Annotated in this window: 17 protein-coding genes, 2 pseudogenes and 1 riboswitch; of the genes and pseudogenes, 15 read left to right on the top strand and 4 right to left on the bottom strand. The window is 39.0% G+C overall.

Going from position 1 to position 22,954, the window contains the following annotated elements; translation table 11 throughout:
- Positions 1-29 precede the first annotated feature (29 nt).
- Both V6B33_RS04330 and V6B33_RS04325 read left to right on the top strand, forming a co-directional pair.
- Positions 30-968 carry an ABC transporter ATP-binding protein gene (locus V6B33_RS04330; protein ID WP_334216523.1) on the top strand — a complete coding sequence of 313 codons (939 nt, stop codon included), beginning with the start codon at positions 30-32 and terminating at the stop codon, positions 966-968.
- Positions 952-1,824 (top strand): ABC transporter permease subunit, encoded by an 873-nt coding sequence (locus tag V6B33_RS04325; RefSeq protein WP_334216522.1) that lies wholly within the window; start codon positions 952-954, stop codon positions 1,822-1,824. Before V6B33_RS04330 ends, V6B33_RS04325 begins: the two co-directional genes overlap by 17 nt.
- A 368-nt stretch (positions 1,825-2,192) precedes the next feature.
- On the opposite strand, the gene sigJ is transcribed toward V6B33_RS04325, so the two are convergent.
- Positions 2,193-3,062, bottom strand: coding sequence for an RNA polymerase sigma factor SigJ (gene sigJ, locus V6B33_RS04320; protein WP_334216521.1), 870 nt, complete (start codon positions 3,060-3,062; stop codon positions 2,193-2,195).
- 420 nt (positions 3,063-3,482) lie between these two features.
- On the opposite strand from sigJ, the gene V6B33_RS04315 reads away from it, so the two are divergent.
- The 6 genes and pseudogenes from V6B33_RS04315 to add all read left to right on the top strand — a co-directional run bounded on the left by V6B33_RS04315 (position 3,483) and on the right by add (position 9,668).
- Positions 3,483-3,962 (top strand): carboxymuconolactone decarboxylase family protein, encoded by a 480-nt coding sequence (locus tag V6B33_RS04315; protein ID WP_334216520.1) that lies wholly within the window; start codon positions 3,483-3,485, stop codon positions 3,960-3,962.
- Positions 3,963-4,605: 643 nt separating this feature from the next.
- Positions 4,606-5,337 (top strand): annotated as a pseudogene (locus V6B33_RS04310) (class I SAM-dependent methyltransferase).
- A 173-nt stretch (positions 5,338-5,510) separates the two neighbouring features.
- Positions 5,511-6,206 carry a response regulator transcription factor gene (locus tag V6B33_RS04305; RefSeq protein ID WP_334216519.1) on the top strand — a complete coding sequence of 232 codons (696 nt, stop codon included), beginning with the start codon at positions 5,511-5,513 and terminating at the stop codon, positions 6,204-6,206.
- A 4-nt stretch (positions 6,207-6,210) separates the two neighbouring features.
- Positions 6,211-7,305 (top strand): HAMP domain-containing sensor histidine kinase, encoded by a 1,095-nt coding sequence (locus tag V6B33_RS04300; RefSeq protein WP_334217057.1) that lies wholly within the window; start codon positions 6,211-6,213, stop codon positions 7,303-7,305.
- A 99-nt stretch (positions 7,306-7,404) separates the two neighbouring features.
- Entirely contained in the window at positions 7,405-8,277 is an 873-nt protein-coding gene (gene vanY, locus V6B33_RS04295) for a VanY-A/VanY-F/VanY-M family D-Ala-D-Ala carboxypeptidase (protein ID WP_334216518.1), read from the top strand.
- A gap of 237 nt (positions 8,278-8,514) precedes the next feature.
- Positions 8,515-8,614, top strand: a riboswitch (purine riboswitch).
- A gap of 52 nt (positions 8,615-8,666) precedes the next feature.
- Positions 8,667-9,668: an adenosine deaminase gene (gene add, locus V6B33_RS04290; RefSeq protein WP_334216517.1), complete on the top strand. Its 1,002-nt coding sequence runs from the start codon at positions 8,667-8,669 to the stop codon at positions 9,666-9,668.
- An 82-nt stretch (positions 9,669-9,750) separates the two neighbouring features.
- Here the strand turns inward: add and V6B33_RS04285 are convergent, their stop codons facing one another.
- On the bottom strand, positions 9,751-10,053 hold the full coding sequence (locus V6B33_RS04285) for a DUF5367 family protein (protein WP_334217056.1): 303 nt from the start codon (positions 10,051-10,053) through the stop codon (positions 9,751-9,753).
- 638 nt (positions 10,054-10,691) lie between these two features.
- On the opposite strand from V6B33_RS04285, the gene ppsA reads away from it, so the two are divergent.
- The gene (gene ppsA / locus V6B33_RS04280; protein ID WP_334216516.1) at positions 10,692-13,292 is read left to right on the top strand and encodes a phosphoenolpyruvate synthase; all 2,601 of its coding nucleotides are present in this window, start codon (positions 10,692-10,694) and stop codon (positions 13,290-13,292) included.
- Positions 13,293-14,122: 830 nt separating this feature from the next.
- On the opposite strand, the gene V6B33_RS04275 is transcribed toward ppsA, so the two are convergent.
- Positions 14,123-14,653: a CBO0543 family protein gene (locus V6B33_RS04275; protein ID WP_334216515.1), complete on the bottom strand. Its 531-nt coding sequence runs from the start codon at positions 14,651-14,653 to the stop codon at positions 14,123-14,125.
- A gap of 460 nt (positions 14,654-15,113) precedes the next feature.
- Between V6B33_RS04275 and V6B33_RS22035 the strand changes: the two are divergent.
- The 3 genes and pseudogenes from V6B33_RS22035 to V6B33_RS04265 form a co-directional block, all read left to right on the top strand.
- Positions 15,114-15,173, top strand: a pseudogene (locus V6B33_RS22035) (DUF1541 domain-containing protein); the annotation flags it as partial.
- A 556-nt stretch (positions 15,174-15,729) separates the two neighbouring features.
- Positions 15,730-17,160: an aspartate ammonia-lyase gene (gene aspA, locus V6B33_RS04270; RefSeq protein WP_334216514.1), complete on the top strand. Its 1,431-nt coding sequence runs from the start codon at positions 15,730-15,732 to the stop codon at positions 17,158-17,160.
- Between the two features lie 231 nt (positions 17,161-17,391).
- Positions 17,392-17,898: an undecaprenyl-diphosphatase gene (locus V6B33_RS04265; RefSeq protein ID WP_334216513.1), complete on the top strand. Its 507-nt coding sequence runs from the start codon at positions 17,392-17,394 to the stop codon at positions 17,896-17,898.
- Positions 17,899-18,311: 413 nt separating this feature from the next.
- Here the strand turns inward: V6B33_RS04265 and V6B33_RS04260 are convergent, their stop codons facing one another.
- Complete coding sequence (locus tag V6B33_RS04260) at positions 18,312-18,557, bottom strand: hypothetical protein (protein WP_334216512.1); 246 nt, start codon at positions 18,555-18,557, stop codon at positions 18,312-18,314.
- A 161-nt stretch (positions 18,558-18,718) separates the two neighbouring features.
- On the opposite strand from V6B33_RS04260, the gene V6B33_RS04255 reads away from it, so the two are divergent.
- The 3 genes from V6B33_RS04255 to qoxB all read left to right on the top strand — a co-directional run bounded on the left by V6B33_RS04255 (position 18,719) and on the right by qoxB (position 22,954).
- The gene (locus tag V6B33_RS04255; RefSeq protein ID WP_334216511.1) at positions 18,719-19,549 is read left to right on the top strand and encodes a DUF2935 domain-containing protein; all 831 of its coding nucleotides are present in this window, start codon (positions 18,719-18,721) and stop codon (positions 19,547-19,549) included.
- Positions 19,550-19,950: 401 nt separating this feature from the next.
- The gene (qoxA, locus tag V6B33_RS04250) at positions 19,951-20,976 is read left to right on the top strand and encodes a cytochrome aa3 quinol oxidase subunit II (protein WP_334216510.1); all 1,026 of its coding nucleotides are present in this window, start codon (positions 19,951-19,953) and stop codon (positions 20,974-20,976) included.
- A gap of 16 nt (positions 20,977-20,992) precedes the next feature.
- On the top strand, positions 20,993-22,954 hold the full coding sequence (qoxB, locus tag V6B33_RS04245) for a cytochrome aa3 quinol oxidase subunit I (protein ID WP_334216509.1): 1,962 nt from the start codon (positions 20,993-20,995) through the stop codon (positions 22,952-22,954).

The following is a 22,954-nucleotide window of genomic DNA, read 5'->3' as shown; positions in this document are numbered from 1 at the left end:
CTCTGAATTTTTCATCGTGTGGAGGGAAGATGATGAGCATTATTCAGACGAATTCTTTAACAAAAACATACAATGGAAAAGGCGGTATCTCGGATGTGACGTTATCAGTAGGTGAGGGGATAGTATATGGTTTCCTAGGTCCAAATGGCTCTGGAAAAAGCACGTTCGTCCGTACTCTTCTTGGGTTATTGCACCCGACAAGCGGAGATGGATATATCCTCGGTGAACCGATCGGAACAACAAAGTCACGTGAACAAGTCGGCTATTTACCTGAATTATTCCGCTACCCCGATTGGCTGACCGGAAAGCAATTGTTAGAAAGTCACGCTGAACTATGCAGGCTGCCTGTTCGCAAAAGAAAAAAACGAATTGAGGAAGTAGTGGAATTGGTGGGGATGACGGGAAGGGAAAACGGAAGGATCAGTGGATTTTCAAAGGGAATGTCACAGCGGATTGGTCTTGCATGTGCGATTCTAAATGATCCCAAAGTAGTTTTTCTGGATGAGCCCACTTCAGCACTTGACCCGATAGGACGCAAAGATGTAAGAAATCTAATGCTATACCTTCGTGATCAAGGAAAAACCGTTTTTTTAAACAGTCATCTGCTCTATGAAGTCGAGTCGGTATGTGATCATGTGTCGATCGTTCATCAAGGAGAGATGGTTGTACAAGGACCATGGCGGGATTTAATGATGTCCGATGCACAAGTTGAAGTCGTAACAGATCAGTCTATAGATGTACCGCTGCCTTCATTTTTGAAGAATCATCAAAAAGTGAAAGAGAAAGAAGGACGTACAAGATGGCTTTTCCAACTTGAGAGCGAAAGCGATACATCAGAAATAATCCATTATTTTTCTGCCAATCAGGTTGATATCTATGAAGTTAAGCCGATCACACCGCACTTGGAGGATGTCTTCATGCATTGGGTGAATCAGAAGAAGGAGAACGCTTATGTGGACAATCAGTAAATTAACCTTTAGAGAAATGATATCGAAGCGGATCTTTTTGATTACGATCATTATGACTTTCGTCTTTTTGGCGCTTTATGGTACTGCTATTCATTTTGCTGCAAAGGAATCAGCAAATGTCGGGCCTGATTCTCTTCAAGGAACAGAAGCTTTTCTCATGCAGCAATTCGTCGCTTCACAGCTCTTGGGAGTTGGCCTTTATTTTTCTTCTTTCATTACAGCTCTGCTTGCGATATTGTCCAGTGTCAGTGCAATATCAGGCGAAGTGTCAAGCCACCAGATTGATACATGGCTGATGCGCCCGATATCCAGAGCCCAATTTGTACTTGGAAAGTTTGTGGGATTGGCTCTTCTTATAATTGCTTATGCGGTATGCGTGTTTTTTAGTATCGTCTTTCTTCATCAAGGGATTGGTGGAGATTGGATGGCGCTCGATATCGAACCGATACAGATGATCAAAGCCGTAAGCGTGTTTGCGATTCAGCCGTTTGTTTTAATAGCATTCGGTATATTATTAAGTACGCGAATGACCACTTTGAATGCAGGGATTGTTTCAATTGTCTTATATGGAGCGGCATTTATCGGGGGCTTTATCGAACAATTTGGATCAATAATTGAGAAGTCGAATCTGGTCAACATTGGAATAATCATGAGCCTGGTGTTTCCAATTGATGCAATGTACCGTAAAATGACCGTATTTTTATTTGAAACAGAGGACAATCCCTTGTCCATAGCGCAAGGCGGGATGTTTACCAGTGTGTCCAGTCCCAGTAATGTGATGGTCTGGTATGCATTGCTGTATGGGGTGGTTACCGTCCTGGTGTCCATTTATATCTTTAGGAAACGAGATGTGTAAAGAATCAATGTCCCTTTTGTCTATTACGTGTCTTATTTGGCAAGTAAAACGATATTATTGCCGGAGAAGTCTGTCTGCTAGGGTACTGGCTTTCATTTTTTATAAAACCTTTAATGCCGCGTGACGGCCAGAGTAGGGATAGAAGACGAGGTTGGGACATAACTAAATCACAACACTCTGATGTATGGAAAGCTTATAGACTTATAGATAGCCTATAAGCTATCTAAGACCGTACACAATCCCCTCCTTTGCATAACACGAAGGCGGGGTTTTCTATTATTTTTAAAAGTTTTTCTTCTATTTCCAGGCTGGAGATTGGAAATGCTTTTTACTATCCATGGGGGGATTGAAAGTATATTGAAATTGGATTAGCCTAATATTCCTACATGTTTCAGCTTGTCTGGGTTTCGGATAATATATATGTTGCGAATCAAGTTATTTTCAACATGAATCATACCGACTGTGTGAATCCCTTCGTTTGAACGAAGAATAAGAGCGGGTTGCCCGTTAATTTCACCGATTTCGATATGTGAAATTCCATCAATCATGGACACTTTACGTACTCCACCAAAAAGAAACTTAACAACTCGATCCCGTGCTAAAATTGGTTTTACGGCAGCCAACACCTTGCCTCCTCCATCTGCGACAAGTACAACGTTTTGATCAAGCATTGATATGACCTGACTCACATTCCCCTGTTTGAGTGCTGTTATAAAATCATGAACTAAATCTTGAGAAGCAGCTTCAGAATGAACCTCCTCTTCAGAATTAATCTCCATCTTTGCATTTGCACGGCTGAATAATTTGCGGCAATTCGCTGCGCTTTTTTCTATGAGTTCTGCTATTTCATAATATTCAAAGCTAAGTGCTTCACGAAGCACAAAAACGACACGTTCCGTTGGTGTTAGCTTTTCAAGTAGCACAAGTATCCCATAAGACAATTCATCGTCACGGATGACCGAGTCAATTGTATCTTCTCCAGAATCAGAAAAGGGTTCTGGAAGCCATTCTCCAAAATATTGTTCTCGCTTCTTGCTAGCTGTTTTTTGTAAATCACGACATCGATTCGTTACCATTTTACAAAGATAAGCTTTAGGTTTATCCAACTTCTCCGGAGGTACGTCATATAGCTTTAAAAAAACGTCATGGACTACATCCTCCGCATCTGAAACCGATCCTGTCAGTTGGTAGGCGAGCTTAAACAGCAATTTTTTATATTTTTCGTACATTTCTTGCATATTTTCACTTCCATTCTCTTTCTACAATTCACTAATTTGTACCATGAGCTACATATAAAACGAGCAGAGGAGCAAATCTGTGACAAAGTATTGTATCTTTTCTTAAATGAATTTTTAACATATATAAAATTCCCAACTACACTCCAAATATGTGTACCCTGAAAAATTGGAGAAACGGTTATCCAGTTAATAAAAAAAGAAAGAGAATTTTATATAAAAACTCTTTTAATTGAACAACTTGTCACAGGATGAGTCATTTAGTCGTTATATGTTTGAAGGGAATGCAGGTGAAGAGGACAGCCGGATAAGATACTTTTAATCCGATACTAATCTTTACTGTTTGATCTTCTAGTCGTGTATTTACAGTTACTTGTTTATTCATTGATTACAAATAATAAGGAAAAGAGAGGGATACCAATTATGACTGAACGTATTAATTACATGAAAGAATCACCGGAATTTCTTAAAAAATTGATGGAACTTAGCATGCAAGAGAAGGAAAGTTCAATTGAAGAATCAATCCGTCATTTAGTTCATATCAGGGCATCACAAATGAATGGATGTGGTTTTTGCTTAGATATGCACATTAAAGAAGCTAAAATCCATGGAGAGAGAGAGCTTCGTCTTTACCACACTACAATTTGGCGTGAATCAACATTATTCAGTCCGCGTGAGCGTGCGGCACTAGAATGGACAGAGGTTTTGACAAAAGTTCCTGAGCATGGTGTATCTGATGACATTTATGACCGTGTTCGTGGTCAGTTTTCAGAAAAAGAGTTATCAGATCTTACATTCTCAGTTATGGCAATTAATGCTTGGAACTGTATTAATGTTGCTTTCAAAATGGCACCAGGATCAGCTGACAAAGCGTTTGGATTGACGAAAGCTGGCCTAAGCTAAGAGTTAGATAGGCAAAATGTAAAACGGATATGAGGTCCTGGCATCATCGACTGCTCTGGGTGTCAACATGATTTCTGGTGAAGTTCCAGACGAGGGATTTTTGGATCTATTAAACAGAAAAACCCGGTATTCTTTAGGGATATGGGTTTTTCTGTTTTTTCATTTGATATATATAATATAAAGACGAGATACGAAAGAGGAATTAACTTCAATAAATTTAGTATAACAGAACTATACTATTACAAGGTTGGGTTGGGGACGATGGGGATAGTTTTTACCTTTTTAGTAATATGGCTATGTTGTTTTCTGATTGCTCGATTATTAAGTCCTATTGGAAAGACTATTTGGAAAGGTGATTTAGCTATTAATTTTGCCCAGTAATTATATATTATGATGCTGCTAGTTATTTTTGCACAATAGTTTATTTCTATAAAGAATAAAAAGATAAGAGTAACTTATGAATAATATGTCCCATATAGAAATGACGGGAAACGAGATTGGACAGTACTTTTTAGATGAAGTTTAATAAGTATTGTATTTTTTATGAGGTGAAAGAAATGGTTAGAAGGAGATAGATAGCCTCCTGAATTAGATATGTTTTAATTTTAGGAGGCTAAATTAACATTTAGGAGTTGTATAAATGATGAAGCAAAACAAGTATGATAATGTAAATTTCTTTTCTGAATATAAAAAAATGGCTCGTTCAGTAAATGGGCTGGAAGGCGCGGGAGAATGGCACGTATTAAAGGATCTTTTACCCGGTCTTAGAAATAAAAGTATCCTTGATTTGGGATGCGGATTCGGTTGGCATTGCCGTTATGCCCGTGAACAGCAAGCAAGGGCTGTTATTGGAGTAGACTTATCTGAAAAAATGCTGCAGCAAGCACGTGAAATGACTGATGATTCTTTAATTTCTTACATTAAAATGCCAATTGAAGACATCCATTTTTCAGACTCTCAATTTGATGTTGTCTTTAGTTCTTTGGCACTTCACTATATTTAGTCGTTTGAATCCATCTGTAAAAAGGTCTATGATTGTCTAAAACCTGGAGGTTCTTTTGTATTTTCAGTTGAACATCCGATTTTCACTTCACGAAATGAACAAGATTGGTATTATGATGACAAAGGGAATCGTCTGCATTGGGCAGTTGACAATTATCAATTGGAAGGATTACGTGACACATCATTCCTAACTGAGAACGTAATAAAATATCATCGTACATTTTCAACTTATATCAATGACTTAATTATTGCTGGTTTTAATTTAAGAGCTGTCAAGGAACCAGTTCCCTCTGAGGAAAAGTTAAAAAGTATCCCTGAAATGAAAGATGAACTCCGTAGACCTATGTTCTTAATAATCTCAGCAGAAAAGTAAATGTTTTTTATACGCTCCTGCGAGTAGCAGGGGCTTGTTTTCTTATTTAACCGCAGGGAACTTACCCAAGTGGGAATCACGCTTTTATATTTACCCTTATTCTTGAAATATTAATGGCAATAATAGAAAATAAAACTTTAGATATGTAACAATTGCAGGGGATGATCTCAGAGATGGAAGATATATCTATTCTAATAGCCGAAGATGAAAAGGAAATTGCTGATTTAGTAGCTATTCATTTAGAAAAAGAGGGTTACCGCGTTATCAAAGTATTAGATGGTCAAGAAGCTCTTCATAAAATTCAATCACAATCTATTGATTTGCTCATCCTGGATATTATGATGCCCAAATTAGATGGGTATGAACTTACCCGCCAAGTACGTGAACAGCATAATATGCCTATTATATTTTTAAGTGCCAAAACTTCTGATTTTGATAAGGTGCAAGGTCTGGTAATAGGTGCTGATGATTATATAACTAAACCATTTACTCCCATTGAGTTAGTTGCTCGTGTAAATGCTCAGCTGAGACGATATTTGAATTTTAATAACTTTAAGAAAGAGAATGAATCGATCCTCGAGTATGGTGGATTATTAATATCCCGGGCACAGCGTACTGTTACCTTATATGGAAAGAATATAGAATTAACTCCTAAAGAATTTGATATTTTGTATTTATTAGCCAGTCGTCCCAGGAAGGTGTACAGTGTCGAGGATATTTTCCAGAAGGTATGGGGTGAGGCATATTTTGAAAGTGGGAATACTGTAATGGTACATATAAGGACTTTACGAAAAAAACTGGAAAATGGTTCTCAGAAACATAAGTGGATAAAGACTGTTTGGGGCGTTGGATATGCATTCCAATATTAATTTCATGCGAAACTTTCGGTCGAAGATGGTGCTGTTCTTTGGTTTAAGTATGTTACTGTCTGGAATGATAACGTTCATAATTTTTAAGGGACTCCAATTTTATTACCATTCATTTGTAGAATATGGGGATAAACTGACTTTATATCGTCAAGCTATAAGAAATATTGGTGATATTAACTTCTTTTTACTGATTTTTATCCCGCTTTCTTTCTTGTTTTTCTATTTACTCACTAACCGTTATTCGGTTTACTTCAATCAAATTTCAGCTGGCATCCACTATCTCGCACAGGGAGACTTCTCCCACACTGTAAAAATAAATTCAAAAGATGAATTTGAATATATCGCACAGAATATAAATCAGGCAAGCAAAAACTTAAAAGACGCAATAGAAAGAGGCGATTTTTCAGAAAGCAGTAAAGACCAGTTGGTTGTAAACCTGGCCCATGATTTACGTACACCCCTGACATCCATTCTGGGTTATATCGATTTAATCCTTAAAGAAGAGAAACTGACTAAGGAACAGGTTAAACATTATTTAATGATTGCCCAAACAAAATCTCAGCGTTTAGAAAAACTTATAGATGAGTTATTTGGAATTACAAGAATGAAATATGGTATGCTGCCGATAAATAAAAGACTGATTGATTTATCCGACCTTCTTAATCAATTAAAAGAAGAGTTATATCCGATTTTTGAAAAAAAGCATTTAACCGTACGAATACATATGCCTTCAAATATGCCCATTACAGGAGACGGAGAGTTATTAGCTCGTGTGTTTGAAAATCTTTTGACTAATGCCAGCCGTTATGGAAAAGATGGTCATTTTATAGATATTAACGGTTTTGTTGAACCAGGGGAAATGGCTGTTGTGCAGATAGTGAACTATGGTGATACAATTTCTGAAGATGAACTGCCCCATCTCTTTGAGATGTTTTATACAGGTGATAAAGCCAGAGTTGAAGGTGAAGGTACTGGCCTCGGTTTATTTATAGCAAAGAACATTGTAGAAGGGCATGAAGGATCGATAAGTGCAGAAAGCAGTTTGGCCCGGACTTTATTCGAAGTTCGTCTGCCAATTGAAAGTACGAAGAGAGCATAATTTCACGTAAAACTTAAGAAAAATTTAAAATTTACCCCACTCTTTTTTTAAATTGTTTGTCCTATTCTGAAATAAGTAAGAAAAAGGAGGAACAACACAATGAAAAAGTGGGGATTTTTAATATTTATTTTAATCCTTATCAGTATTGCGGTTATTACTAATCACGATATATTTCAAGAAATAGTAGATATTCAAGAAATACAGCAAAAAGATAATTATAAAAAAACATCTGAAAGTCAAAAACGCATAGAGATTACAGAAGATCAGATCTATAAAGGCGATTTAATTTTAGTTAACAGTGAGTACCCTGTTCAACGGGATAGCATTAAATCGGATATTGTAAATTTATTTACGCATAGAAAACTGACAAAAGGATATGGATTGCTGGATAACGAGATAAAATTGTCAGAAGAAATTGCTCTTGAGTTCTCGAAGATGATCACTGCAGCAAAAAAAGATGGTGTGGTTCATTTCATAATAAACAGTGGTTTTCGGGAATTTGAAGAGCAGGGTTCCCTTTACCTGGAGATGGGTGAAGACTATGCGCTGCCAGCAGGATACAGTGAACACAACTTGGGGTTATCACTTGATGTAGGTTCAACAGAAGACCATATGTATGAAGCCGCTGAAGGAGAGTGGATTGAAAAAAATGCCTGGAAATACGGATTTATTTTACGGTATCCAAAGGATAAAACAGAAGTAACTGGAATTCAATATGAACCTTGGCATATTCGATATGTTGGTCTCCCCCATAGTGCGATTATGAAAGAAAAGAATTTCGCTTTAGAAGAGTATTTAAATTATCTTAAAAAAGAAAAAAACATTTCTGTCGGATATAAAGATAGCGATTATACAATCAATTATTACCCCGTTACTCAAAGCAGAACAATTGATGTTTCAAAAGACAATAATTATGAGATATCGGGCAACAACATGGATGGAGTAATTGTTACTAATCTTGATGATAATTAATGACCTGACTATAGGTGATTTTTTACTCGTATAATACATTAATTTTTTTGTGGAAGACAGACAATGTAAAGGATTCTGCTTCTGTTAAGTGTTTTTTCGGAAAATGATTATTGTGTTAAAGGGTTGAACTGCTTTTCACTATTTTATCAATAACAACAGTTATTTAAGATTATGTTTGGTGTGAGTTGATCTATCTAACTCCTTGACAATAAAGATAAATTCTATTATCGTTATAAAAAATTAATAAACATTCAAATTCGTATAACTCCAATAATATGGTTTGGAGGTCTCTACCAGGAACCAATAAATCCTGATTACGAAGAAAATGCATTTTACTTGTATTTTCTTCGTAATCAGGATTTTTTTTTGAAAATCGAGGAGGTCCAGCAATGAATTTTTCTATCATGCCTAAAATTGAACTTCACTGCCACTTGGATGGGAGTGTCAGACCCGAGACCATCATTGATATCGCAAAGAGAGATGGCATCAGTATACCTTCTTTTAATAAGGAAGAGATTAAAGAAGAACTGATTGCACCGTTAGACTGCGAATCTTTAGATGAATATCTAAAAAGATTTTCCATCCCTAATTCAGTCATGCAGTCAAATGGAAATTTAAAAAGAATTAGCTTTGAGCTTTTTGAAGATGCAGCGAAGGAAAATGTGAAATATATGGAGGTTCGATTTGCCCCGTTACTTCACACTCGAAAGGGATTATCAGTAGAAGAAATCATTCAAAGTGTGATAGAGGGAATGAAAGAGGCAGAAGAACACTTTGATATTAAAGGAAATATCATTTTGTCATGTATGAGAACGATGTCGGTGGAAAGTGCTTTTGAGGTCGTCGAAAAGGGTAAGATATTCCTTGGAGAAGGAGTAGCTGCGATTGATTTGTGTGCTTCCGAAGAGGAAGGATTCTGCGAGAAATTCATTGAGCCGATCGCATTGGCCAGAGAATATGGATACAGAGTCACGATCCATGCCGGCGAAACCGGAATCGGAAAAAATGTCCTTGAGGCTGTCGAATGGTTAGGGGCTGAAAGAATTGGGCATGGTGTATTTATTAAAGACTGTGTGGATGCTTATAACATTGTAAAGGAAAAACAGATAGTGCTTGAAATGTGCCCAACAAGTAATATCCAAACCAAAGCTGTAAACCAATTTAGTGATCATCCCATCTTCAATTTTCACAGGGAAGGAATAAAAGTCACGGTTAATACGGACAACAGAACGGTATCGGATACAACGATGACGAAGGAATGTAATTTAGTCTGTAATGAATTTACTATGAGTGATGAAGAGTATAAACAAATATACATGAATAGCGTGCAAGCCTCTTTTGCGAATGAAGAGACTAAGGAAAAACTGAAGAAATATCTATTGGATATTTAAACTTTCTTTGCTGTTAAATCAGCATCCAAATCCAGTAGAGGGCCATTTTTGATTCAGTAAAGACGCCACAGGACATATAGCATTAGTCAGATTTAGTCTTTATTGAAAAACCGGAGATTAATATTAAGCTATACGCCCACAGTAACCAAGCAGCGAAAAAAGGTAAAGAATCAATATGTAAGTTTAAAAACACTTTATTAAAATAAATAACGCTAAATATATCCAAAATCATTCCTGGGAGAGCAATTTGGACTGATGCCGTTAGACGTTTCGATTCAGGTATCTTCCTCAAATAATAATAAGGATACGTAGCTAGTGCAATCAAAGGTATTGCCAAAATAAAGGTAATAAGCAATAAAAGTGAATTCCCGGGTATTAGAAACATTTGTCCGAAAAAACGGAAAAGCAATGTAGCTGATATCCATAATAAAAAGCCCCAGACTGCATTTATCATCACATTCACCTCTAAATAGATTTAGGTTAAATTATTCGACATAAGGTTCATAATTCCCTCGTACCATTGGTAAATTTTATGTAAATATTAGGTTGCAGTCCGGGGGAAATGAAAACCGTAACAATCTTTTCTTTTTGCATAATAAGGGGCAAACTATTAGTAGAAACATAGAACTATAAACCAGAATATTTTTTTAGTTGGAATAATCGAACAAAGTAATTTAGGTGATGAATAGTTAAGAGGCCGGACAAATATGGTTTAGTCAAATAAAAATCCGAACTTTAATTCAATTTCTTTAATTAGAATTCGAATTAGTTCGGTTTTTTTAGGGGCAGTGTTAAAGATCGTTGTTTTTTTTTAGCTTGTTTCAGAGGTTGATTGGAGTGAAATGATGGGGTTTTAAGGGGATTAAGCCAGTTCAACTGTAAGTTCCGGCTGCTTTTGAAAATTGAATATTCTACCCCTTCCTAATTTAATTATAGCATAGAAAAAATGGTCGGAATAGACTATTTTTTCCCAATTACTACTGGTAAAATCAATAGAACATTACTGGTTAGGAGAGATGTAGAATGACTTCTTTGGCTCTCGGATTTCAGGAGATAGAACAGAATCAGCTTATGATCGTTGGCGGAAAAGGGTTGAACTTAGGTGAATTGTCAAAAATTGAAGGCATACAAGTACCAGATGGATTTTGTGTGACTACAGCCGGATATCAAAAAGCCGTTGCACAAAATGGAACGTATCTTGCTTTGTTGGATCGACTGACATTGCTAAGTGTAGAAGATCGAGATCAAATAGCTGATATCAGCAAGAAGATTAGAAAAATCATTATGGAAGCAGACATTCCTTCCGAAGTTGTGAAAACAGTTACTCACTATCTCTCCAGGTTCGGCGAGGAACATGCTTATGCAGTGCGTTCCAGTGCCACTGCTGAAGATTTGCCGCATGCGTCTTTTGCCGGGCAGCAAGACAGCTATTTAAATATCATCGGCAAAGAAGCAATCATGCAGCATATCAGCAGATGCTGGGCTTCCCTCTTTACGGAACGCGCAGTAATCTACCGGATCAAAAATGGATTTGACCTTCGTCGGGTTCATATATCCGTTATTATTCAAAAGATGGTTTTCCCGCAGGCATCGGGGATTTTATTTACGGCTGATCCGATTACGTCTAATCGAAAGATGCTGTCAATCGATGCCGGATTTGGACTTGGAGAAGCACTGGTTTCTGGCTTGGTATCTGCCGATTGTTATAAAGTACAGGAAGGAAAAATCGTCGATAAGAGGATAGTAGCCAAAAAAGTGGCTGTCTATGGACGAAAAGATGGCGGAACAGAAACGAAACGGATTTCTCCTGATCGGCAAACGGCTCAAACACTTACTGAACAACAGATCTTACAACTTGAACAAATCGGAAGACAGATTGAAGCTTACTTTGGCCGCCCGCAAGATATCGAGTGGTGTCTTGTTGATGATACTTTTTATATTGTCCAGAGCCGGCCTATCACTACTTTATACCCGATACCTGAAGCGAATGATCAAGAAGATCATGTCTATGTATCGGTCGGTCATCAGCAAATGATGACTGATCCCATGAAACCATTAGGATTATCCTTCTTCTTGTTAACGACTCCTGCCCCCATGCGTATAGCTGGTGGAAGGTTGTTTGTTGATGTCACACAAAGACTGGCTTCACCTGACAGCAGAAACATGTTATTAAATACAATGGGAGAACACGATCCGCTCATGAAAGATGCCCTGATAAATATCATTGAGCGTGGAGATTTCATAAAATCGTTATCAAATGATAACAAAACACCGGGTCCCGCCAAAAGAAACATAAATAGGCTGGATCAAATCGAAATCAATCCATCAAATGTTTCTGATTTGATTAAGCGTAGTCAAACATCTATAGAAGAGTTAAAACGCACCATTCAAATGAAAACAGGATCAGATTTATTTGATTTTATTCTAGAAGATATTAAAGAATTAAAGAAGATTTTATTTGACCCGCAAAGTTCAGCTGTATTTATGGCTGCAATAAATGCTTCATCATGGATCAATGAAAAAATGAACGAGTGGTTAGGGGAAAAAAACGCAGCAGACACGCTCTCTCAATCTGTACCAAATAATATTACTTCTGAAATGGGTCTAGCACTATTGGATGTCGCAGATGTGATTCGTCCTTATCCAGAAGTAATTGACTATTTACAACATGTAAAAGATGATAACTTTTTGGATGAACTGGTTAACTTTGATGGTGGGCAGGAAGCCGGAAACGCTTTTAACGCTTTTCTCAACAAATACGGGATGCGATGTGCAGGAGAAATCGATATCACGAAAACTCGATGGAGTGAGAAGCCAATTACACTTGTCTCCATGATTCTTGGTAACATCAAAAACTTTGAACCTGGAGCTGGCAAGCGTAAATTCGAGCTAGGGCGACAGGAAGCCTTGGAAAAAGAACAAGAGTTATTAGACCGATTGAAACACTTACCGGATGGTGAACAAAAGGCCGCAGAAACAAAACGAATGATTGACCTTATCCGGAACTTCATCGGTTATCGGGAATATCCAAAATACGGAATGGTTAATCGCTACTTCGTCTATAAGCAGGCATTACTGAAAGAAGCCGAACAACTCGTACATGCCAACGTTATTCATGATAAAGAAGATATATACTATCTCACTTTTGAAGAACTTCACGAAGTTGTCCGCACCAATGAACTGGATGAGGGGATCATAAGCGAGCGAAAAGAAGAATATAAACGATATAAAAGACTGACACCGCCGCGGGTGATCACTTCTGATGGTGAAATCGTTGCAGGAGAATACAAACGGGAAAATCTCCCGCCCGAAGCGATTGCAGGTCTTGCGGTTTCTTCAGGCGTTATCGAAGGTAGAGCACGAGTCATCTTGAAAATGGAGGATGCTGATCTGGAAGATGGGGATATCCTGGTCACGCCATTTACAGATCCCAGCTGGACACCATTGTTTGTTTCCATAAGAGGCCTGGTCACCGAAGTTGGCGGACTGATGACCCATGGAGCGGTTATTGCTCGTGAATATGGTCTGCCGGCAGTGGTCGGGGTAGAAAATGCTACCAAACTGATAAAAGACGGGCAGCGAATTCGCGTGCATGGAACAGAAGGGTTTATTGAAATAGTGTAAAAGCTGAATACTACAGTAGGGAAGATATTATATTGGAATTCTTATTAGACAATATTTATTTTATGTTTTAAGGTATTTTGTTCAACGACAGGGGCTTATTAGAATTAATGATTTTTCGCAATCGGGCGCGCTTTTCTGCAAAAAGGAAAGCGTCTTTCTCTTTGCAATAAAGAATTAAAGCATTTTATTTGTTAAGTAATTGGACAGTATTCCTGGATAGAGACTTTGAAACAAAATATTTTTATAAATTAATATAAAAGGGTAATTTGGGTCCAGTTGATGGAGGAGAAGGTCCCGGAAAGGTAAGACCATCCAAGGTACAGAAAGCATCTGAAAAGTTGACCCTTTCCATATAGATTCATTTCTTTTCACTAAGCTGTCTGCCATGTGCATAGGTGGCGGCCGATTGATGCCTGTTTTGAAGCTCCCTATATGGGAACCTCATCTATGATTTTTTTCTCAGGTTTCCCGCTGTATATAATTTCATCCAAGTTATTCCCCCATTTGTTGTACGGTAATCATTTTTATATATCACAATGGTCAATTCCGATTGATCATCTGGATTTCTGCTTTTATAGGTGATAATTGATACTCGGTTTCTTCAAGTGTTTCCCGATTAAACTTCACCAGTTTGATTTCTTTTCATGAATGACCCATTTGTGATTCTCCACTCTTTCTCCACCCGGCAACTAAAGCGTTTTTCCCGATTTTGGACTTGAAGAGGGGGACTTTGTTAAGCAAACAGGGGCACATTAGGAGAAGATAGTAACGGATCTTCATTTTTCCCTTGTTCAATTATCGGGAGGTTAGTTGAAGAAGAAAAGAGCTAATTATGACGTCCATTTCTGTATTACAAACCTGGCTATTATCCCAGTAACAATATAAAAAACAAATGAATATATGTATTTCCATTTTAAATATGTAACAGTTCCAAGCATAACTGAAATAGGCTCTCCAATAAATGCAAAAATTGCGGCTTGACTAACAAGTGCAATACTAAATGTTTTCCATGTATTAAAGTATTGATATATTAACATACAAGACACTGGGATCACTGAAAAGTCAAATGGAAATGCAAGAAGACCAATAGGAACAAACTTTATAGGATAAACCCAAGCACTCAATTCACTGCCAAGATCGTCTGTAAAACTGGTGATAATAATGACAACTAGTCCAAAACTCCAGGTTTGAAGAGTACGGTTTTTATCAAGAAGCTTAACAAATATCAACCAAGGTACTACAGATAAGATTAGAAGAAACCACCAGCTTAAATTAAATACGGAATTTGATAACCAACTTTCAATAGCCAAAGCGGCGTATCTTTGCTGTAATGCTATTAAATCCTTTATAGTCTCATCCATATAAGTCATCTCCATTTTTCCTCCGCTAGTATTTCAATGTTATTTGGAATAATTCAATGTTCGGATCTGAAGTTTAGATGTTTTTTTCTTTCTCATTACTAAAACAACATCGCAATTCACTTAAAGGACATTTTATTGAATGAAAAAAAGGCCAAATATAAATGCTAGTGCCTCAAAGACCATATACTTATATCCTCCCTTTCACCTTTTACTTGCCACCAAGTATAAATAGGGTTTAAAAAAGATAGTATTAACAAAATAAATGAGCAAAAGAGTGTCACAGTAAGAATCTTTTAAAAGATTGATTAGGCAGGAAAAGATAACGATTGTCCCATAATACAATTACTTTGATTATTCTAAGAAAATTCACTAAGAATTGATTGCACCTCCAGTATTTTTAGGATGTAATATTTAATCAATAATATTCAACCCATTCGGCTGAGGCAGTGTTTTTGATGACAAGTTCGTCTTGAATGCCAATCATCTGAAAGGAATGGACGGAAGTACTGCTACAATCTAATAAGAGACCATGGTCCTCAAACACCGAGGGAGGAATTTTAATTAATGCCTTTATTACTATTGGCTGGATAATGCTGGCCATAGTTGGATTTATTGCTTTTAATAAGCGTGATATTGAAAATTAATAATAGTTGATGTTTACCTTCATTGTTCTGCATTTACTGTGGGTGTTTTTTAATAAATGAGTCGATTAAACGACCTATTAGGCATGCACTGCCATCTGACTATTTATTTATTTTTGGTTATTCATTTGGAAGTTAGCTCACTTTCTTCTCTTAGTCAGAATGTGGGTAAGTGTGGTGCATCCTTCCCCATCGTTAATCCCTGCTGGATAAGCAGCTTCCCATTCCTTTATATTCTCAACCCCTGTCTTTAGATCTTATATTTGGTTATTTCCCCTACTGGGCAATTGTGGACATAATTTCGCATGAAAAATTCAATACTTAGCAAGCTTGATCTTTTTTCCTCTGCCAATAGTTAATAACCGTTGCTTCCTCCCTCATATATTGATAGAATCGCGAAGGGTAATACAGAAAACGAACAAGAGGGGTAGAGAGATGACAACTGCTACTAGTGGATATAGAATTGAAAAAGATTTCCTTGGACCCAAGGAAGTACCCGAACATGTATATTATGGAGTTCAAACCTTACGTGCAGTGGAAAACTTCCCGGTTACGGGGTATAAAATCCATAAAGAGATGATTGATGCGCTGGCTGTAGTCAAAAAAGCGGCAGCGCTTGCGAATATGGAAACGACACGTCTTTATGAGGGGGTCGGACAGGCAATCGTACGGGCTTGTGATGAGATCCTTGAAGGGAAGCTGCATGAGCATTTCATTGTTGACCCGATTCAGGGGGGAGCGGGGACGTCCATAAACATGAATGCGAACGAGGTCATCGCGAACCGTGCCCTTGAACTGCTTTCCCATCAAAAAGGTGAGTACGGGAAAGTCAGCCCGAACAGTCACGTCAATATGGCTCAGTCTACCAACGACGTATTCCCGACGGTCATCCATATTTCGACGCTTAAATTATTGGATAAGCTCCTGATCACGATGGAAGATATGCTGACTGTTTTTAAAAAGAAAGCACAGGAGTTTGATCACGTCATCAAAATGGGACGCACTCATCTCCAGGATGCCGTGCCGGTCAGACTTGGTCAGGAATTTGAGGCATATAGCCGGGTGCTTGAAAGAGATATCAAGCGAATTGGACGAACGCGGGAGCACCTGTATGAAGTGAATATGGGGGCGACAGCAGTAGGGACAGGTTTGAATGCCGATCCAGCATATATCATGAGTGTCGTAAAGCATTTGGCAGAAATCAGCGGACTTCCTTTGACGGGAGCAGAGCACCTTGTGGATGCTACACAAAATACGGATGCGTATACAGAGGTATCTTCCACACTGAAGGTATGTATGACGAATATGTCCAAGATCGCAAATGATTTGCGCTTGATGGCTTCAGGACCGCGCGCCGGTTTAGGCGAGATATCCCTGCCTTCCAGACAACCCGGTTCATCCATCATGCCTGGAAAAGTCAATCCGGTCATGCCTGAGCTCATCAACCAGGTAGCCTTTCAGGTGATGGGGAATGATCAAACCATCTCCCTGGCTTCTGAAGCGGGCCAGCTTGAACTGAACGTGATGGAACCTGTCCTTGTATTCAATCTCCTTCAATCCATCAGCATCATGAATAATGCGTTCAGAAGCTTTACCGACAACTGTCTGAGCGGAATTGAAGCAAATGAAACGCGCATGAAGGAATACGTGGAAAACAGCGTGGGAATCATTACAGCCGTCAACCCGCATCTAGGATATGAAGTAGTTTCGAGGATTGCCAGGGAAGCGATCCTGAAAGGGAAATCAGTAAGGGAACTTTGCTTGGAATATGATGTTCTGACAGAGGAAGAACTTGATCTGATCTTAAACCCTTATGAAATGACCAATCCGGGGATTGCGGGTCGTGTGCTGTTTGATCGTGAATAAGATGAGAACTTCCTAAGAATGTTCCATTTAGGAATTCTAAGCAGCAGAATTCTGCAACTTTCAGCTTATAGACAAAGTCTAAGAACTTTGTCTACAAGCTTTTTTTATTTTTATGCGTTAATGTTTTCCATCAACAGACCCGAATCGATAATAATTCATATACAGGATTTTTTACATACTTCATACTCAACAGGGGATTTTATAAGTATCTTCGAAAAAGGAGGCGTACTTATGGACTACAGACTATTCAGGGCAATCAATCTGCTTTCTGGACGCTGTGCCCCGATTGATTGGCTGATGATATTTCTATCAAAAAAGATTCGCTATGTGTTTATATTTGTTTTGATATTCATGTGGTTTCGAAATGATCATTATAGAAAAGTGACTTGGAATGCGATGGTTTCTTCGGTAATATCTATGTTTCTTCACACATTGATTAAGTTGTTTTTCTTTAGGCCGCGTCCATTTGCCAAACGGCGGGTCGGCATACTCATTCCCTCTAAAATGGATTCTTCATTTCCAAGTAAGCATACACTGCTTGTATTTGCAGTTTCAACTTCTATCTTTCTTTATGACCGTGCCCTTGGGTCTATGATGTGGTTGTTATCATTATTGACAGCTTTTTCACGTATTTGGCTGGGGCATCATTATCCATCTGATATTCTCGGAAGTGCGTTTATTGCCACCATGACCAGCATTGCAGTAGGTAAACCAGCTGATGAATTGACGGATAAATGAACTCCGCGCTGAGTGAAGATTTAAACCAATAAGCCTTCCATCTCACGCTGCGAAGAAAATGATGGATAAGGACAAAGGATGGAAATATAATATACGAAAATAGAGTCATAAAAAACCTCTCATCGTTCAACTGCGATGAGAGGTTTATTTCATACATTGACTATAGGATAATCTACAAGATTTCTACTTGCTTATCATTTCTATTACTGCGTGAAAATACTTTCTCATAATAATACTGAAATCCATACATCAATACCGATTTTATCAAAAAGAGGGAGGATAACTGTAATCTTGTAAACCTGATCAGGGTGACATATCCAATTTTCTTGAACCAATTCAACATGAAAGTGGTGAAAAAGGAATCAACAATTAAATTAACTAGAAAATAGACCGGGAACCTTCCAAACGTATATTTAAATATCCAAAATAACAAAAAAAGGACCAAGGATCAATGGCAGTTCAGCCAGTACATTCGGTTTTATGGAAAACGGGAACCACCACCATTTTCTCCGTGTTGCTAATATGCCCTCTGCTACTAAATAAACACACATAAAAAGTGTGCCGGGTAAATATTTTTTTAACGTATTTTTGCTCAGAAGGGGAATCGACAACCAGGGAAGCAGTGTCATTAACATTATCCAACGTGTTCTATTCTTCATAAAAGGACACCCTTTACATCATAGTGGTACAACTATTTTTCCTTTTCATGAAAAATTTATGTATCTTCCCGCGGGATTCTTTAATCAATGGAACTTATGAATGAAGTCCTTCTTTTTTTACTCCTGGTGAAATATATAAGTATAAAAGGGGAGGGAAAGTTGTGGCTAATCAAATGATCACGGCATGGGAGGAGCACTTATTCTGGCTTGAAGTATTACAGGATCATGCATACTTCATCAGGGATCACTTATCTGCCGTTGAAACAGAGTATGTAGAAGTTGCACAACAATACATCCAACTGTTCGGGGAATTGATCGGGCAGTTAAACAGTGTGCCGCGTACAGCAGGCCATGAGGATGAATCCATGGTCCAGTTTTCAAATAAAGTCTGGCCAGTGGCCAAAGGCTATTTTGAATTCGAAGGGAGGCTGCAATCGTTACGTATTGATAATAAAGTGAACCTGAATTTATCACCGACCTACTTAAACGGCACGCTTGCAGAAAATCAGGAATATTTGCGGTTTTTAAATTATTTGCGGAAAGGGGAAGAGCCCAAGCCGCTTCCTTTGGTGGATTTGATGGATTTATGGCTTGAAGATCAATTGGGTCACGCACTTTTATTTCAAAACATACTTGATCCTATTGAAATTAACGCGAGCAGGCGGGCAGAGGTTTATATTAACCAATATCAAGTGTATATCGTTCAGAACCGGCATCTTAAAGGATATCTCAGGTTTAAGCAGCCCGGCTTTGCCCGACAGAGGGAATTTGCCAATGAAGTTGGTCAAACGACATTGGAAATGAGTCAGTATATCTATGGAATGGTTGTAAAATACAATAAGAAGAAATTGCTGAATAAAACGACGCTCCGTTTTTTAGAGCATCATTTCCCTGAAACCTGTTATTTCATTAAAAAGCTCAGCTATTTTTCTCCAAAGCTCAAGGACGCCGCCGGGACTTGCTCGTTAAAAAGAGCCCCCTATTTATCATAGTTAATGGGGAAGTGCACTTGAGTTTTTATGGATTGGAAGAGCCGATCATATTAAGGAGTCATTTAGATTCCTCCAAATGCATCTTTGATCTGGTATTCAATAGCGAATATTCGTGGCACAGAATAATAAAAAGTGAAAGGCAGTCTTATGGTTCTTATAAAATCTATTATTCTGAATAATCAAATCGTAAACCGCTCTCAAAATTATTCTCAAATAATTTTGAGAGTTATTTTTTTGCCCTTGGAACAATTCTTTCCAACATTGTTACCGTTTTGTGAATAAACTTCGTCTAAATTTCGAACTTCTGTTTACAGTTAGGTGAAATGAGGGTACCTTCTTTAAAGAATTTGTTAGTATGATGCTACAACGATAATTCTGACATAAAGGAAGGTGATCTCCCTATGTTTAATAAATTCAAGCCTTACTTGATTGTGTTGATCAGTCTGGTTTCTTTATTTTTCATTATCATATTCAGTTCGGGAAGTGAAATGATTGTTCTCGATCCGAAAGGGCCTGTAGGGGCTGTTCAGAAAGACCTGATCATGCTGTCGATCTATTATATGCTTGGCATAATGGTTGTTGTATTATCCTTCTTCACTGTTATTCTGCTAAAATATCGAAGCAGTAAAAAGAGTGACTATAAGCCGGAAATGCACGGCAGTACAAAACTGGAAATCATTTGGACGCTGATTCCGGTATTGATCGTCATTGCCTTGTCGATTCCGAATACGAAGGCGCTTTATGAACTGAGTGAACCTCCGAAAGCAACGGCTCATAAAGATCCGATTGTGATCCACGCAACGGCTGTTGATTGGAAGTGGATCTTCAGCTATCCGGAAGAAGGAATCGAAACGGTGAATTACGTCAATGTTCCTGAGGATCATCCGATCTTGTTTAAGGTGACGGCTGCCGATTCCATGGCTTCTTTCTGGGTTCCTCAAATCGGGGGCCAGATTTATGGGATGCCTGGAATGGTCAATGACCTATACCTGCAGGCAGATGAGCCGGGTACTTACGACGGACGGAACTCAAACTTCACTGGTGAAGGGATGACACATCAGAAGTTTGATTTTGTTGCGATGGAAGAAGCGAAATATGAAGAGTGGGTGAAGGATGTTCAGGCCGGTGAGCCGAAACTGACGGAAAAAACGTATGAGAAGCTCATGCTGCCTGGAACTGTTGAAGAGATGACGTTCTCGTCCACTCACTTATCAATTGTAGATCATGGCAAGAATTCAGAATATGCCTTCGCGATTCGTGAGAAATATGGCGCCACTGAAAATTCACACGGTGCGGATGTGGATGCCGGATCCGCTCATGACGGTCACGGGTCACACGAGGTCAATGAAGGTCACGACAGCCATGGGAACGAAGGTGGCCAGGATGACCAGGAAAATCATAAATCCCACGAGGGACATGAGCACTAAGAAAGGAGGGCTTTAGATGTTTGATTTTATAAAGGATAACTTAATCCTCAATGATCCATTGATTCTGGGAGCCAACATTTCGATTGTTTTCACCGTCATCGGAATTGTCGCTACCCTTACTTATTTTAAAAAATGGAAATGGCTTTGGAATGACTGGATCACGAGTGTTGATCATAAAAAGATAGGTATCATGTATATCCTTGCTGCATTGATCATGCTTTTCCGTGGAGGGGTCGATGCACTATTGATGAGGGCACAATTAACAGTGCCAAATAATGAGTTTTTAACATCCCATCACTATAATGAAATCTTTACGACTCATGGTACGATCATGATTCTGTTCATGGCGATGCCATTTCTGCTGGGATTGATGAACGTTGTTGTCCCACTCCAGATCGGTGCAAGGGACGTTGCGTTCCCTTATTTGAATAACCTGAGTTTCTGGTCATTCATGTTTGGGGCAATCTTGTTCAATATGTCATTCGTATTCGGAGGGTCGCCGGATGCGGGCTGGACGAACTACGCTCCGCTCGCGATCGAAGGGAGTCCCGGTCCGGGTATCAACTATTATCTGCTTGGGTTGCAGATTTCCGGGATTGGTACATTATTAACGGGTATTAACTTCGTCGTTACGATCATCAAGATGCGTGCACCGGGCATCACGCTTCTTCGCATGCCGATGTTCACCTGGACAACATTGATCACGGCATTCATCATTGTATTTGCGTTTCCGATCCTGACAGTGACACTTGCACTGATGACTTTTGACCGTTTATTCGGCACGCATTTCTTTACGCTGACAGACGGCGGAAATCCAATGCTTTGGTCAAACCTGTTCTGGTTATGGGGTCATCCGGAAGTATATATCGTTATCTTGCCTGCTTTCGGTATTTTCTCGGAGATCATTGCCACTTTTGCAAGAAAGACATTATTCGGTTATAAATCGATGATCATCTCGCTTGCTGCCATTTCATTACTTAGTTTCGTCGTGTGGGTCCATCACTTCTTCACGATGGGCGGAAGTGCTGCATTGAACAGTGTGTTCTCGATTACAACGATGGCAATCGCCATTCCGACCGGTATCAAGATTTTTAACTGGCTGGGGACCTTGTATAAGGGAAGGATTGAATTCACGGTGGCCATGATGTGGTCGGTGGCATTCATCCCGACATTCCTGATCGGCGGGGTGACTGGGGTCATGCTCGGTATGGCTGCAGCTGACTTCCAGTATCACAACAACTATTTCTTAGTTGCCCACTTCCACTATACGCTGATTGCCGGTGTTGTATTTGCCTGCTTCGCAGGACTCGTCTACTGGTATCCGAAAATGTTCGGACTTAAAATGAATGAACGAATCGGGAAATGGGCTTTCTGGTTCTTCTCGATCGGATTCAACGTATGTTTCTTACCGCAATTTGTATTAGGATTCGCCGGTATGCCGAGACGTGTGTACACATATGGACCTGAAGACGGCTGGACAGCATTGAATGTTATCTCTTCCGTCGGTGCATTCGGTATGGGTGTAGGATTCATGATCATCGTGTACAACGTGTACTACAGCTACCGTTACGGAAAAAGAGAAGAAACAGGAGACGCTTGGGACGGACGTACACTTGAGTGGGCGACCAGCTCTGCGATCCCGCCTCACTACAACTTTGCACATGTCCCTGAGGTGAAAAGTGTGGATGCCTTCTATTACATGAAGCAGGAAGGCGAAGTCCCGAGCCGCGAGAACGTGGAATACAAACCGATTCATATGCCAAGCAATGCAGGAACGCCTTTCATCATGTCCGGCTTCTTCTTTGTTGCAGGCTTCGGTCTTGTCTTCGAACTGTGGTGGATGGCCATCCTTGCCCTCATCGGGATCTTTGGATGCATGGCTTTCCGGTCACTCTCTTCACACAAGCAGGATGAAGGATATTATGTAAGTGTGGAAGAAATAGAAAAAACTGAAAATCCGAATAAGAGGGAGGCGTGA

It is taken from the genome of Mangrovibacillus sp. Mu-81 (assembly GCF_036867415.1).
Taxonomy (GTDB): domain Bacteria; phylum Bacillota; class Bacilli; order Bacillales; family Bacillaceae_B; genus Rossellomorea.
This window is presented reverse-complemented; position numbering and strand designations above follow the sequence as displayed.

What these genes read in the sequence shown, in the direction of transcription:
- V6B33_RS04330 (WP_334216523.1), top strand. Translation starts at nt 30, where the DNA reads ATGATGAGCATTATTCAGACGAATTCTTTAACAAAAACATACAATGGA.
- V6B33_RS04325 (WP_334216522.1), top strand. Translation starts at nt 952, where the DNA reads ATGTGGACAATCAGTAAATTAACCTTTAGAGAAATGATATCGAAGCGG.
- sigJ (WP_334216521.1), bottom strand. Translation starts at nt 3,062, where the DNA reads ATGCAAGAAATGTACGAAAAATATAAAAAATTGCTGTTTAAGCTCGCC.
- V6B33_RS04315 (WP_334216520.1), top strand. Translation starts at nt 3,483, where the DNA reads ATGACTGAACGTATTAATTACATGAAAGAATCACCGGAATTTCTTAAA.
- V6B33_RS04305 (WP_334216519.1), top strand. Translation starts at nt 5,511, where the DNA reads ATGGAAGATATATCTATTCTAATAGCCGAAGATGAAAAGGAAATTGCT.
- V6B33_RS04300 (WP_334217057.1), top strand. Translation starts at nt 6,211, where the DNA reads ATGCGAAACTTTCGGTCGAAGATGGTGCTGTTCTTTGGTTTAAGTATG.
- vanY (WP_334216518.1), top strand. Translation starts at nt 7,405, where the DNA reads ATGAAAAAGTGGGGATTTTTAATATTTATTTTAATCCTTATCAGTATT.
- add (WP_334216517.1), top strand. Translation starts at nt 8,667, where the DNA reads ATGAATTTTTCTATCATGCCTAAAATTGAACTTCACTGCCACTTGGAT.
- V6B33_RS04285 (WP_334217056.1), bottom strand. Translation starts at nt 10,053, where the DNA reads ATGTTTCTAATACCCGGGAATTCACTTTTATTGCTTATTACCTTTATT.
- ppsA (WP_334216516.1), top strand. Translation starts at nt 10,692, where the DNA reads ATGACTTCTTTGGCTCTCGGATTTCAGGAGATAGAACAGAATCAGCTT.
- V6B33_RS04275 (WP_334216515.1), bottom strand. Translation starts at nt 14,653, where the DNA reads ATGGATGAGACTATAAAGGATTTAATAGCATTACAGCAAAGATACGCC.
- aspA (WP_334216514.1), top strand. Translation starts at nt 15,730, where the DNA reads ATGACAACTGCTACTAGTGGATATAGAATTGAAAAAGATTTCCTTGGA.
- V6B33_RS04265 (WP_334216513.1), top strand. Translation starts at nt 17,392, where the DNA reads ATGGACTACAGACTATTCAGGGCAATCAATCTGCTTTCTGGACGCTGT.
- V6B33_RS04260 (WP_334216512.1), bottom strand. Translation starts at nt 18,557, where the DNA reads ATGAAGAATAGAACACGTTGGATAATGTTAATGACACTGCTTCCCTGG.
- qoxA (WP_334216510.1), top strand. Translation starts at nt 19,951, where the DNA reads ATGTTTAATAAATTCAAGCCTTACTTGATTGTGTTGATCAGTCTGGTT.
- qoxB (WP_334216509.1), top strand. Translation starts at nt 20,993, where the DNA reads ATGTTTGATTTTATAAAGGATAACTTAATCCTCAATGATCCATTGATT.